Annotated in this window: 11 protein-coding genes; 7 read left to right on the top strand and 4 right to left on the bottom strand. The window is 68.9% G+C overall.

The features are described from left to right. Positions 1 to 68 precede the first annotated feature (68 nt). The 4 genes from sdhA to JI742_RS06830 form a co-directional block, all read right to left on the bottom strand. Positions 69 to 1,877 carry a succinate dehydrogenase flavoprotein subunit gene (sdhA, locus tag JI742_RS06845; RefSeq protein ID WP_201824977.1) on the bottom strand — a complete coding sequence of 603 codons (1,809 nt, stop codon included), beginning with the start codon at positions 1,875 to 1,877 and terminating at the stop codon, positions 69 to 71. After that, positions 1,877 to 2,239: a succinate dehydrogenase, hydrophobic membrane anchor protein gene (gene sdhD, locus JI742_RS06840; RefSeq protein WP_201824975.1), complete on the bottom strand. Its 363-nt coding sequence runs from the start codon at positions 2,237 to 2,239 to the stop codon at positions 1,877 to 1,879. The genes sdhA and sdhD overlap by 1 nt, the downstream gene beginning before the upstream one ends. Positions 2,240 to 2,275: 36 nt before the next feature. Then, positions 2,276 to 2,716 carry a succinate dehydrogenase, cytochrome b556 subunit gene (gene sdhC, locus JI742_RS06835; RefSeq protein WP_201824973.1) on the bottom strand — a complete coding sequence of 147 codons (441 nt, stop codon included), beginning with the start codon at positions 2,714 to 2,716 and terminating at the stop codon, positions 2,276 to 2,278. Between the two features lie 107 nt (positions 2,717 to 2,823). Then, positions 2,824 to 3,597 (bottom strand): GntR family transcriptional regulator, encoded by a 774-nt coding sequence (locus JI742_RS06830; protein ID WP_201824971.1) that lies wholly within the window; start codon positions 3,595 to 3,597, stop codon positions 2,824 to 2,826. 244 nt (positions 3,598 to 3,841) lie between these two features. Here JI742_RS06830 and JI742_RS06825 point away from each other — a divergent pair, with 244 nt between their 5' ends. From JI742_RS06825 to JI742_RS06795, 7 genes are all read left to right on the top strand, one after another. Beyond that, the gene (locus tag JI742_RS06825; RefSeq protein ID WP_201824970.1) at positions 3,842 to 4,828 is read left to right on the top strand and encodes a malate dehydrogenase; all 987 of its coding nucleotides are present in this window, start codon (positions 3,842 to 3,844) and stop codon (positions 4,826 to 4,828) included. Positions 4,829 to 4,955: 127 nt separating this feature from the next. Further along, positions 4,956 to 5,966, top strand: coding sequence for an HpcH/HpaI aldolase/citrate lyase family protein (locus JI742_RS06820; protein WP_201824968.1), 1,011 nt, complete (start codon positions 4,956 to 4,958; stop codon positions 5,964 to 5,966). Between the two features lie 88 nt (positions 5,967 to 6,054). Beyond that, positions 6,055 to 6,945: a methylisocitrate lyase gene (gene prpB / locus JI742_RS06815; protein ID WP_201824966.1), complete on the top strand. Its 891-nt coding sequence runs from the start codon at positions 6,055 to 6,057 to the stop codon at positions 6,943 to 6,945. 52 nt (positions 6,946 to 6,997) lie between these two features. Further along, the gene (gene prpC / locus JI742_RS06810; RefSeq protein ID WP_201824964.1) at positions 6,998 to 8,155 is read left to right on the top strand and encodes a bifunctional 2-methylcitrate synthase/citrate synthase; all 1,158 of its coding nucleotides are present in this window, start codon (positions 6,998 to 7,000) and stop codon (positions 8,153 to 8,155) included. A gap of 28 nt (positions 8,156 to 8,183) precedes the next feature. After that, positions 8,184 to 10,802, top strand: a complete 2,619-nt coding sequence (gene acnD, locus JI742_RS06805; protein ID WP_201824962.1) for a Fe/S-dependent 2-methylisocitrate dehydratase AcnD — start codon at positions 8,184 to 8,186, stop codon at positions 10,800 to 10,802. Between the two features lie 2 nt (positions 10,803 to 10,804). Beyond that, a complete protein-coding gene (gene prpF / locus JI742_RS06800) occupies positions 10,805 to 12,007 on the top strand; it encodes a 2-methylaconitate cis-trans isomerase PrpF (protein WP_201824960.1) in 1,203 nt (400 codons plus the stop codon). Positions 12,008 to 12,044: 37 nt separating this feature from the next. Further along, positions 12,045 to 12,668 (top strand): hypothetical protein, encoded by a 624-nt coding sequence (locus JI742_RS06795; protein WP_201824959.1) that lies wholly within the window; start codon positions 12,045 to 12,047, stop codon positions 12,666 to 12,668. Positions 12,669 to 12,787 lie beyond the last annotated feature (119 nt).

Below are 12,787 nucleotides of genomic sequence, written 5' to 3'. Positions count from 1 at the left end.
CGCCCCGGGCGGCATGCCCGGGACGGCTTGGCGGGGGACGACGGAAAAATCGCGGGCGTGCAGGTCGCTCAGAAGGTGCGGACCTTAGGCGGCACGGACTCGACGCTGAGCGGCTTGAGGTTCACCGGCTTGTAGTCGAGGCGATTGCCTTCGCTGTACCACAGGGTGTGCTTCATCCACTCCTTGTCGTTGCGGCCCAGCGGGGTCTCGGCATCGTCGGCGCCGCGCTCGTAGTCGAGCACGCTGTGGGCGCCGCGGCACTCCTTGCGGGCGGCCGCCGAGACGATGGTGGCCTGGGCGGCTTCGATGAGGTTCTCGACTTCCAGCGCCTCGATGCGCGCGGTGTTGAAGACCTTGGACTTGTCCTTCAAGCCCACGGCCTTGACGCGCTCGCGGACCGCGGCCACCTTGGACACGCCCTCGTCGAGCAGGGCCTGGGTACGGAAAACGCCGGCATGCTGCTGCATGGCAGCCCGCAGATCATCGGCCACGTCCTGGGCGTACTCGCCGCTGTTGCTGCTGTCCAGGCGGGCCAGGCGGGCCAGCGAGTAGTCGCCCGCATGCTTGGGCAGCGGCTTGTGCGACTTCACCGACTTGGCCAAGCTGTCCACGATGTGGTTGCCCGCCGCCCTGCCGAAGACCAGCAGGTCCAGCAGGGAGTTGGTGCCCAGGCGGTTGGCGCCGTGCACCGAGACGCAGGCGCATTCGCCCACCGCATACAGGCCCTCGATCACGCTCTTGTAGTCCTCGCCCTTGGGTGCGACCACCTGGCCGTGGATGTTGGTCGGGATGCCACCCATCTGGTAGTGGATGGTCGGCACCACGGGGATCGGCTCCTTGGTGATGTCGACGTTCGCGAAGTTGTGGCCAATCTCGTAGACCGAGGGCAGGCGCTTGAGGATGGTGTCGCCGCCCAGGTGGCTCATGTCGAGCACCACATAGTCCTTGTTCGGACCGCAGCCGCGACCTTCCTTGATCTCCTGGTCCATGCAGCGCGAGACGAAGTCACGCGGCGCCAGGTCCTTCAGCGTGGGCGCATAGCGCTCCATGAAGCGCTCGCCATTGCAGTTGCGCAGAATCGCGCCTTCGCCGCGGCAGCCTTCGGTCAGCAGCACGCCCGCGCCGGCCACGCCGGTGGGGTGAAACTGCCAGAACTCCATGTCCTGCAGCGGGATGCTGGCGCGCGCCGCCATGCCCAGGCCGTCACCGGTGTTGATGAAGGCATTGGTGGACGCGGCATAGATGCGGCCCGCGCCGCCGGTGGCCAGCAGCACGGTCTTGGCGTGCAGCACATGCACCTCGCCGGTTTCCATCTCCAGCGCGGTCACGCCGACGCAATCGCCGTCGGCATCGCGGATCAGGTCCAGCGCCATCCACTCGACGAAGAACTGCGTGCGCGCCTTCACGTTCTGCTGGTAGAGCGTGTGCAGCATCGCGTGGCCGGTGCGGTCGGCGGCAGCGCAGGCGCGCTGGACGGGCTTCTCGCCGTAGTTGGCGGTGTGGCCGCCGAAGGGGCGCTGGTAGATCGTGCCGTCGGCATTGCGGTCGAAGGGCATGCCGAAGTGCTCAAGCTCGTAGACGACCTTGGGCGCCTCGCGGCACATGAACTCGATCGCGTCCTGGTCGCCGAGCCAGTCGGAACCCTTGACGGTGTCGTAGAAGTGGAAGTGCCAGTTGTCCTCGGACATATTGCCCAGCGAGGCGCCGATGCCGCCCTGCGCCGCCACCGTGTGCGAGCGGGTCGGGAAGACCTTGGACAGCACCGCCACATTCAGGCCCGCACGGGCCAGTTGGAGCGAGGCACGCATGCCGGAGCCACCGGCCCCGACGATGACGACGTCGAATTTGCGCGTCGGAAGAGAGCTACCCACCTGCATTACAGCCTCCACAGCACTTGGATTGCCCAGCCGGCACACGCGGTCAGCCAGACGATGGTGAACACCTGAAGCGAGAGCCGGATCGCGACCGGCTTGACGTAGTCCATCCAGATGTCGCGCACGCCCACCCAGGCATGCCAGAGCATGGCGACGATCACGACGAAGGTCAGGACCTTCATCCATTGGGCCGCGAAGATGCTCGCCCAACGGTCATACCCGAGCGGGCCGCCGAGGATCACCTGGGCCAGAAGCACCACGGTGAAGAGGGCCATCAGCGTGGCGGTGACGCGCTGGGACAACCAGTCGCGGAGACCGTAGTGCGCACCGACGACGATGCGCTTGGAGCCGTAGTTCTGCGTCATGACAAGGGCTTCTCTTGGAACTCGGGGGCTTCGGGCTCAGAACAGGCCGAAGAGCTTGGCGCCCAGCGCCACGGTCAGCAGGCTGCCGATCGCGAGGGTCGCGAGGGCCGAGCCATGGCTCTGCTGCTTGCTGACGCTGTGGGTGGCGTCCATCCACAGGTGCCGCACCCCGGCGACGAAGTGATGCAGGTAGGCCCAGATCAGTGCCAGCGCCACCAGCTTCAGGAACCAGCCCGGGTAGAGGCCCACGCCGTGGGCGAAGGCGCTGGTGAACTGCTCGTAGCTGACCTCGGAGCTCAGGCTCTTGTCGAACATCCACAGGATGAAGGGCAGCAGCAGAAACATCAGGGCGCCGCTGATGCGGTGCAGGATCGAGACGATGCCAGCCGGCGGCAGCCGGTAGGCAACGATCTGCGACACATGGATGTTGCGATACACCGGCCGTTGCGGACGGTTGGCGGGAGCGTGATCACTCATGGCGTGGGGATGGGCTGGAGTGGCTACGGGTAAACCTTAGGATTCTAGGCAGGGCGATGTCAGGGGCCGGGACTACCCGACTGCGACCCCAGGCTGCCAGCAAGGTGTCAGCTCAGTTCGTTGCGGTAGTGATGCTTGGCGGTGTGGTAAAGACCCCGTCGGAGCTCGACCACTTTGTCGCCATAGGTGAAGGAACGACGCTCGACGCTGAGCAGCGGCGTGCCGACGGGCACGCGCAGCAGCTCGGCCTCGTCGGGGCCGGCGGGCACGGCGCGCAGCTTCTCGTCGGCGCGCACCATGTGCACGCCGAACTCGCTTTCGAAAAGACCGTAGAGCGGGCCGCGGTACTCGCTGAGCCGCTCGGCCGTCAGGCCCTTGAACAGGGTGCCGGGCAGCCAGATTTCATCCAGCACGGCCGGCGTTCCACCAAACGAAAGGATGCGCCGGATCTGGGCCACCGTCTCGCCGGCCTTCATGTCCAGGGCGCGGGCCACCTCGGCGGGTGCGCGCAGGCGGCGGCAGTCCAGGAAAAGGCGTTCGACCGGGCCGGGCGCCACCGCTTCGTCGGCCGGCTCCAGGCGCAGGAAGCGGTACTGCACCTTCTGCTCGGCATGGGTGGCCACGAAAGTGCCCTTGCCCTGGCGGCGCAGCAGCAGGTTCTCGGTGGCCATCTCGTCGATGGCCTTGCGCACCGTGCCCTGGCTGACGCGGAAGCGGGCGGCCAGCTCCATCTCGCTGGGGATGGCCTCGCCCGGCCGCCACTCGCCGGCTTGCAGGCTGCGGACGATCAGCGCCTTGATCTGCCGGTAGAGCGGGCTGAAGGCCGGGCCGGCCGCCTCGGGCGCGGCGCTTTCGGGAGAGAGGGGTGGCACGGCATTCATCTCGAGCGCGATTGCAACACAGCCGCCGCGGCGCGTCGACGGGAGGGCTGAATGATGTCTTATATAAGACATAAGACTATTGACGCATCACCGGCAGCGAACCTAGACTCTCCTACACTCGAAAAACGCCCTGGCCCAGCGGGTCTACCCGCCCGGATGCACAGGTGCCGGGCGGCGGAATTGCCGACCTCGCCGCCCTTCCCGACCCATCCGGCCAGCCGTTTTCATCATCGGAGCCTCCAACATGAGCAAGTCCCCCGTTCGCGTCGCCGTCACCGGCGCCGCCGGCCAAATCGGTTACGCCCTGCTGTTCCGCATCGCCTCGGGCGAAATGCTCGGCAAGGACCAGCCGGTGATCCTGCAGCTGCTTGAGGTGCCGATGGAGAAGGCCCAGGAAGCGCTCAAGGGCGTGATCATGGAACTGGAAGACTGCGCCTTCCCGCTGCTGGCCGGCATCGAGGCGCACTCGGACCCGATGACCGCCTTCAAGGACACCGACTACGCCCTGCTGGTCGGCGCCCGCCCGCGCGGCCCCGGCATGGAGCGTGCCGACCTGCTGGCCGCCAACGCCCAGATCTTCACCGCCCAGGGCAAGGCCCTGAATGCGGTGGCCAGCCGCAATGTCAAGGTGCTGGTGGTGGGCAATCCGGCCAACACCAATGCCTACATCGCGATGAAGTCGGCGCCGGACCTGCCGGCCAAGAACTTCACCGCCATGCTGCGCCTGGACCACAACCGCGCCGCCTCGCAGATCGCAGCCAAGACCGGCAAGGCCGTGGCCTCGATCGAGAAGCTGGCGGTCTGGGGCAACCACTCGCCGACCATGTATGCCGACTACCGCTTCGCCACCATCGACGGCGCTTCGGTCAAGGACATGATCAACGACGAAGCCTGGAACCGCGACACCTTCCTGCCGACGGTGGGCAAGCGCGGCGCCGCGATCATTGCCGCCCGCGGCGTGTCCTCGGCCGCCTCGGCCGCCAATGCCGCCATCGACCACATGCGCGACTGGGCGCTGGGCACCCAGGGCAAGTGGGTCACCATGGGCGTGCCATCCAAGGGCGAGTACGGCATCCCCTCCGAGGTGATGTTCGGCTACCCGGTCACCTGCGAAGGCGGCGAATACAAGATCGTCGAAGGCCTGCCCATCGACGCCTTCTCGCAGGAATGCATCAACAAGACCCTGGCCGAGCTGCAGGGCGAGCAGGACGGCGTCAAGCACCTGCTGTGATCCCCGCCAGCGTCCGACGCTGAGTTCGCGCAAGAAAGGCCGGTCCCTCCACCCACCGGCTTTTTTTGCGCCTGCCGCAGCCCGCGGCCTGCCCCGTCCACCCTCTTCCCACCGGATCCAGACTGCCATGCGCACCGCCTTGCACCCCCGCGACGCGCTGTTCGCGTCGCATGAGCGCGCCCCGCTGCTGCCGGTGGCCGACCACTACGCCGGCGTCGACGCCCGCATGCGCAAGGCCCTGGCGATCCAGGGCGAGATGGCCGACCGGGCGCTGTTCGACGTGACGCTCGACCTGGAGGACGGGGCCGCCCTGGGCGCCGAGGCCGAGCAGGCGGCGCGCATCGCCGAGCTGATCGCCAGCCCGGCCAACCGCTTCAACCGGGTGGGCGTGCGGCTGCATCCCCATGGCCACCCCTGCTTCGCGCAGGACCTGGCCATGCTCTTCGGCCCGGCCGGCGCCGGCCCGCGCCTGGCCTTCCTGATGGTGCCCAAGGTGGCCGATGCCGCCGAGCTGGCCGCCGCTTGCGCGCAGATCGAGGCCGCCGCCCTGGCGGCCGGCTGCACGCCGCCGCCGGTGCATGCCCTGGTCGAGACCCATGGCGCGCTGCGCGAGGTGCAGGCCCTGGCCGCCCTGCCCGCGGTCGAATCGCTCTCCTTCGGCCTGATGGACTTCGTCTCGGCCCACCGCGGAGCCATCAGCGCCCAGGGCATGCGCCTGCACGGCCAGTTCAGCCACCCGCTGATCGTGCGCGCCAAGCTGGAGATTGCCGCGGCCTGCCATGCCCAGGGCAAGACGCCCTCGCACAGCGTCATCACCGAATTCAACGACCGCGAGGCCATCACGCAGGCCGCGCGCAAGGCGGCGCAGGACTTCGGCTACCTGCGCATGTGGTCCATCCACCCGAACCAGATCGCGCCCATCATCGAAGCCTTCGCGCCGGATCCGGCCGAGCTCGACGATGCCATCGCCATCGTCAGCGCCGCCCAGGCGAACCAGTGGGCGCCCATCGCGCACAAGGGCCTGCTGCACGACCGCGCCAGCTTCCGCTACTTCTGGCATGTGCTGGAGCGCGCCGAGCGCACCGGCCAGGCCCTGCCCGCCGAGGTGCGCCGCGCCTTCTTCGATCCGGCGGCCTGAACCGGCCGCCTTCGCCCGCCCGGCCGGCACGGCGATCCACCCCGCCGTCTCGCGCCCCCCGGTCCACCCTCCCCGACACCGACACGCCATGAGCCAAGCTGCCCTCACCCCCGGCCAGCGCTTCCGCGCCGCCCTGGAAGCCGAATCCCCGCTGCAGATCATCGGCGCGATCAACGCGAACCACGCCCTGCTCGCGAAGCGCGCCGGCTTCCGCGCCATCTACCTCTCGGGCGGCGGGGTGGCCGCCGGCTCCCTGGGCCTGCCCGACCTGGGCATCAACACGCTCGAAGACGTGCTGATCGACGTGCGCCGCATCACCGACGTCTGCGACCTGCCCCTGCTGGTCGACATCGACACCGGCTTCGGCCCCAGCGCCTTCAACATCGAGCGCACGGTCAAGAGCCTGATCAAGGCCGGGGCCGCCGCCTGCCACATCGAGGACCAGGTCGGCGCCAAGCGCTGCGGCCACCGACCGGGCAAGGAGATCGTCACCCAGGGCGAGATGGTCGACCGCGTCAAGGCCGCCGCCGATGCCAAGACCGACGCCGCCTTCTTCCTGATCGCCCGCACCGACGCCATCCAGGCCGAGGGCGTGGACGCGGCCATCGAGCGCTCGATCGCCTGCGTCGAGGCCGGCGCCGACGCGATCTTTGCCGAAGCCGCCCACGACCTGCCGACCTACAAGCGCTTCGTCGAGGCGGTGAAGGTGCCGGTGCTGGCCAACATCACCGAGTTCGGCGCCACCCCGCTGTTCAGCCGCGAGGAGCTGGCCTCGGTCGGCGTGGCCATGCAGCTCTTCCCGTTGTCGGCCTTCCGTGCAGCCAACCAGGCGGCCGAGGCGGTCTACACCTCGATCCGCAGCCAGGGCCACCAGCGGGATGTGCTGGACCGGATGCAGACCCGCGTCGAGCTCTACGACCGCATCGGCTACCACGCTTTCGAGCAGCGCCTGGACGCGCTGTTCGCCGCGAAGAAGTAAGCGCGCGCTGCGCGCCCCGCCCCACGCATTGATCCGATTCGAGGAGCCCTCCGTGACCGAAGCCCCCGCCACCGTCCTGCCCAAAGTCAAGAAGTCCGTCGCCCTGTCCGGCACCGCCGCCGGCAACACCGCGCTGTGCACTGTCGGCCGCAGCGGCAACGATCTGCACTACCGTGGCTACGACATCCTGGACGTCGCCACCCAGTGCGAGTTCGAGGAGATCGCCCACCTGCTGGTCCACGGCAAGCTGCCGACCCTGGCCGAGCTGGCGGCCTACAAGAACAAGCTCAAGGCCCTGCGCGGCCTGCCCGCGGCCGTCAAGACCGCGCTGGAGCAACTGCCGCCCTCTTCGCACCCCATGGACGTGATGCGCACCGGCGTGTCCGTGCTTGGCTGCGTCAAGCCCGAGAAGGACGACCACAACCATCCGGGCGCCCGCGACATCGCCGACAAGCTGATGGCCTCGCTGGGCTCGATGCTGCTGTACTGGTACCACTTCGCCTACAACGGCAAGCGCATCGAGGTGGAGACCGACGACGACTCGATCGGCGGCCACTTCCTGCACCTGCTGCACGGCGAGAAGCCGCGCGCGAGCTGGGTCCAGGCCATGCACACCTCGCTGGTGCTGTATGCCGAGCATGAGTTCAATGCCTCGACCTTCACCGGCCGCGTCATCGCCGGCACGGGCTCGGACATCTACTCGGCCATCACCGGCGCGATCGGCGCGCTGCGTGGCCCCAAGCACGGCGGCGCCAACGAGGTGGCCTTCGAGATCCAGAAGCGCTACGACAGCCCGGACGAAGCCGAGGCCGACATCCGCGCCCGCGTCGAGAAGAAGGAAGTCGTGATCGGCTTCGGCCATCCGGTCTACACCGTCAGCGACCCGCGCAACAAGGTCATCAAGGATGTTGCCCGCCAGCTTGCCGTCGAGCAGGACAACACCAAGATGTACGACATCGCCGAACGGCTGGAATCGGTGATGTGGGACATCAAGAAGATGTTCCCGAACCTCGACTGGTTCAGCGCGGTGAGCTACCACATGATGGGCGTGCCGACCGACATGTTCACCCCGCTCTTCGTGATCGCCCGCACCAGTGGCTGGAGCGCGCACATCATCGAGCAGCGCATCGACGGCAAGATCATCCGCCCCTCGGCGAACTACACCGGCCCCGAAGACCAGGTCTTCGTGCCGATCGCTGACCGCAAGTAAGCCGCAAGCAGAAGGTCAAGCCGCCGCCATGAACACCGCCTTCCGCAAGCCCCTGCCGGGCACCTCGCTGGACTATTTCGACGCGCGCGCCGCCGTCGATGCGCTCAAGCCGGGCGCCTGGGACGGCCTGCCCTACACCGCCCGCGTGCATGCCGAGAACATCGTCCGCAAGGCCGACCCGGCCATCGTCGACGACTGCCTGCTGCAGCTCATCGAGCGCAAGCGCGAGCGCGATTTCCCCTGGTATCCGGCGCGCGTGGTCTGCCACGACATCCTGGGCCAGACCGCGCTGGTGGACCTGGCCGGCCTGCGCGACGCGATCGCCCAGCAAGGCGGCGACCCGGCCAAGGTCAACCCGGTCGTGCCGGTGCAGTTGATCGTCGACCACTCGCTGGCGGTGGAGTGCGGCGGCTTCGACCCCGATGCCTTCCAGAAGAACCGCGACATCGAGGAGCGCCGCAACGAGGACCGCTTCCACTTCATCAACTGGACGAAGACCGCCTTCGACAATGTGGACGTGATTCCCGCGGGCAACGGAATCATGCACCAGATCAATCTGGAGAAGATGTCGCCGGTGATCCATGCCCAGGACGGCGTCGCCTTCCCCGACACCTGTGTCGGCACCGACAGCCACACGCCGCATGTCGATGCGCTCGGCGTGATCGCCGTGGGCGTGGGCGGCCTGGAAGCCGAGAACGTGATGCTGGGCCGCGCCTCCTGGATGCGTCTGCCGGACATCGTCGGCATCGAGCTGAGCGGCAGACGCCAGCCCGGCATCACCGCCACCGACCTGGTGCTGGCCCTGACCGAGTTCCTGCGCCAGCAGAAGGTGGTCGGCGCCTACCTGGAGTTCTATGGCGAGGGTGCGGCCAGCCTCACGATTGGCGACCGCGCGACCATCTCCAACATGGCGCCCGAGTACGGCGCCACCGCGGCGATGTTCAGCATCGACGGCCAGACCCTGGACTACCTGCGCCTGACCGGCCGCACCGAGGAACAGCTCAAGCTGGTCGAGACCTATGCCAAGCAGGCCGGCCTGTGGTCCGACAGCCTGGCGAATGTCGAGTACGAGCGCGTGCTGCGCTTCGACCTGAGCAGCGTGGTGCGCAACATGGCCGGCCCGAGCAACCCGCACAAGCGCCTGCCGACCAGCGCCCTGGCCGAGCGCGGCATTGCCACCGGTCTGGCCGAGGGCCGCGCACAGGAGGCTCAGGGCCTGATCCCGGACGGCGCGGTCATCATCGCCGCCATCACGAGCTGCACCAACACCAGCAACCCGCGCAATGTGATCGCCGCCGGCCTGGTGGCGCGCAAGGCGCGGCAGCTTGGCCTGGTGCGCAAGCCCTGGGTCAAGTCCTCGCTGGCGCCCGGCTCCAAGGTGGTCGAGCTCTACCTGAAGGAGGCCGGCCTGCTGGAGGACCTGGAGGCGCTGGGCTTCGGCATCGTTGCCTTCGCCTGCACGACCTGCAACGGCATGTCGGGCGCGCTGGACCCGAAGATCCAGCAGGAGATCATCGACCGCGACCTCTACGCGACCGCCGTGCTCTCCGGCAACCGCAACTTCGACGGCCGCATCCACCCCTATGCCAAGCAGGCCTTCCTGGCCTCGCCGCCGCTGGTGGTGGCCTATGCGATTGCCGGCACCGTGCGCTTCGACATCGAGCAGGACGTGCTCGCCGTGGTCGAGGGCCGCGAGATCCGCCTGAAGGACCTGTGGCCTTCGGACGAGGACATCGACGCGCTGGTGGCGCGGGCCGTCAAGCCCGAGCAGTTCAACCGCATCTACATCCCGATGTTCGCGAAGCAGGCCACCGAGCGCGCCGCGTCGCCGCTCTACGACTGGCGCCCGCAGAGCACCTACATCCGCCGCCCGCCCTACTGGGACACGGAGGGCGAAGGCGCCCTGGCCGCCCGGCCGCGCACGCTCAGGGGCATGCGCCCGCTGGCCCTGCTGCCGGACAACATCACCACCGACCACCTGTCGCCGTCCAACGCCATCCTGATGGACAGCGCGGCCGGCGAGTACCTGCACAAGATGGGCCTGCCGGAGGAGGACTTCAACTCCTACGCCACCCACCGCGGCGACCACCTGACCGCGCAGCGCGCGACCTTCGCCAACCCGCAGCTCGTCAACGAGATGGCCGTGGTCGACGGCAAGGTCAAGAAGGGCTCGCTGGCCCGCGTCGAGCCGGACGGCACCGTGATGCGCATGTGGGAAGCCATCGAGACCTACATGGGCCGCAAGCAACCGCTGATCATCGTGGCCGGTGCGGACTACGGCCAGGGCTCCTCGCGCGACTGGGCCGCCAAGGGCGTGCGCCTGGCCGGCGTGGAAGCCATCGCGGCCGAGGGCTTCGAGCGCATCCACCGCACCAACCTGATCGGCATGGGCGTGCTGCCGCTGGAGTTCAAGCCGGGCACCACCCGCCTGAGCCTGGGCCTGGACGGCACCGAGACCTATGACGTCGAGGGCGCGCTGACGCCGCGCAGCACCCTGACCCTGGTGGTGAACCGCCGCGACGGCGAAATCCTTCGCGTGCCGGTGACCTGCCGGCTCGACTCCGACGAGGAGGTCTCGGTCTACCAGGCCGGCGGCGTGCTGCAGCGCTTCGCGCAGGACTTCCTGGCTTCGACCCAGGCGGCATGACCATGGCCCACGCTCCGCAGATCAAGGTGCCGGCCACCTACATGCGCGGCGGCACGTCCAAGGGCGTATTCTTCCGCCTGCATGAGCTGCCGCCCGCAGCCCAGGTGCCGGGCCCAGCGCGCGACCGGCTGTTCCAGCGGGTGATCGGCAGCCCCGACCCTTATGACGCCCAGATCGACGGCATGGGCGGCGCCACCTCCAGCACCAGCAAGTGCGTGATCCTCTCCAAGAGCACGCAGCCCGGCCATGACGTGGACTACCTCTACGGCCAAGTCTCGATCGACAAGGACTTCGTCGACTGGTCCGGCAACTGCGGCAACCTGTCCACCGCGGCCGGCGCCTTCGCCATCCATTCCGGCTTCATCCCGGCGGAGCGCCTGGCGGCGGACGGCATGTGCACCGTGCGCATCTGGCAGGCCAACATCCGCAAGACCATCCTGGCCCATGTGCCGGTGCGCGGCGGCCAGGTGCAGGAGACCGGCGACTTCGAACTCGATGGCGTGACCTTCCCGGCCGCCGAGATCGTGCTGGAGTTCCTCGACCCGTCCGACGAGGGCGAGGACGGCGGCGCGCTCTTCCCCACCGGCAACTTGGTGGACGCGCTGGAGGTGCCGGGCCTGGGCACGATCCCGGCCACGATGATCACCGCCGGCATCCCCACCGTCTTCGTCAAGGCCGCCGACATCGGCTGCACCGGCACCGAGCTGCGCGAGGCGATCAACGGCGATACGGCCGCGCTCAGGCACTTCGAAGCCCTCCGCGTGGCGGGCGCGCTGCGCATGGGCCTGATCAAGACGCCCGAGGAAGCCGCCACCCGCCAGCACACGCCCAAGATCGCCTTCGTCGCCCCGCCAGCCGACTACACCGCGTCCAGCGGCAAGACCATTGCGGCGCAGGATGTGGACCTGCTGGTCCGCGCGCTGTCCATGGGCAAGCTGCACCACGCCATGATGGGCACGGCGGCAGTGGCCGTCGGCACCGCGGCAGCCATTCCCGGCACCCTGGTCAACCTGGCCGCCGGCGGCGGCGCGCGCGAGTCGGTGCGCTTCGGCCACCCCTCGGGCACGCTGCGCGTCGGCGCGGCAGCCGAGCAGCGCGACGGCCAGTGGGTGGTCACCAAGGCCATCATGAGCCGCAGCGCCCGCATCCTGATGGAAGGCTGGGTGCGCGTGCCCGCGGACGGTCTCGGATCGGCACGGGATTGAGCACAATCCGCCACGCCGTCCCAAGGAGTGCCGTCTCATGAATCGCCTGCTGCCCGCCGCCTGCGCCCTGACCCTGATGCTGTTGACGGGGCCGCTGGCAGCCCAGTCGGCCGCGCCCGCGCCTGCTACCCCCACCGCCCCGGCCAAGCCCCGCGCGGTGAAGAAGCCGCCCACCAAGGTGGCGGCGGCCAAGCCCAGCAGCCGGCGATCAACGGCCACGGCCACGGCCACGGCCGGCGCGGCTGCGGCGGCGGGTGCAAGCACGGTGCTCGATCTTCCGCTGACGCCCGGCCAGCTGGCGGCGGCCGAGCGGGTCCACACCGGCCAGGCCGACTGCGAACACCGCCAGTCGGTGCAGGTCGAGCGGGTGGCCGGCCAGGCCGGTCACTTCGATGTGCGCTTCGGCAACCGCAGCTTCCGCATGGTGCCGGAGGAGACCACCACCGGCGCCGTGCGCCTTCACGACGCGCGGGCGCAGGTCGTCTGGTTGCAGATCCCCAGCAAGTCGATGATGCTGGACCAGAAGGCCGGCCAGCGCCTGGCCGACCTTTGTCTGCATGCCGAGCAGCGCGAAGGCGCGGCCACCCGGGTCGCCGCGACGGCACCTGGCGAGGCGGCCTCGGCCCCCGCTTCAGGCTCACTGCTTGAGCCTGCGCGTTGAAGCCTGTCCCTTCTTGCCGCCCCTGCCCGGCCTTGGCCGCGGGGGCTGGCGAACCCCTTCCCTTGTCGCATGCGCGCTGAGGTGCGCACGGAGCGCTCGCCCATCGGCCTGCGACAATA

The sequence above is a fragment of the Piscinibacter lacus genome, from assembly GCF_016735685.1.
GTDB lineage: Bacteria > Pseudomonadota > Gammaproteobacteria > Burkholderiales > Burkholderiaceae_C > Aquariibacter > Aquariibacter lacus.
This window is presented reverse-complemented; position numbering and strand designations above follow the sequence as displayed.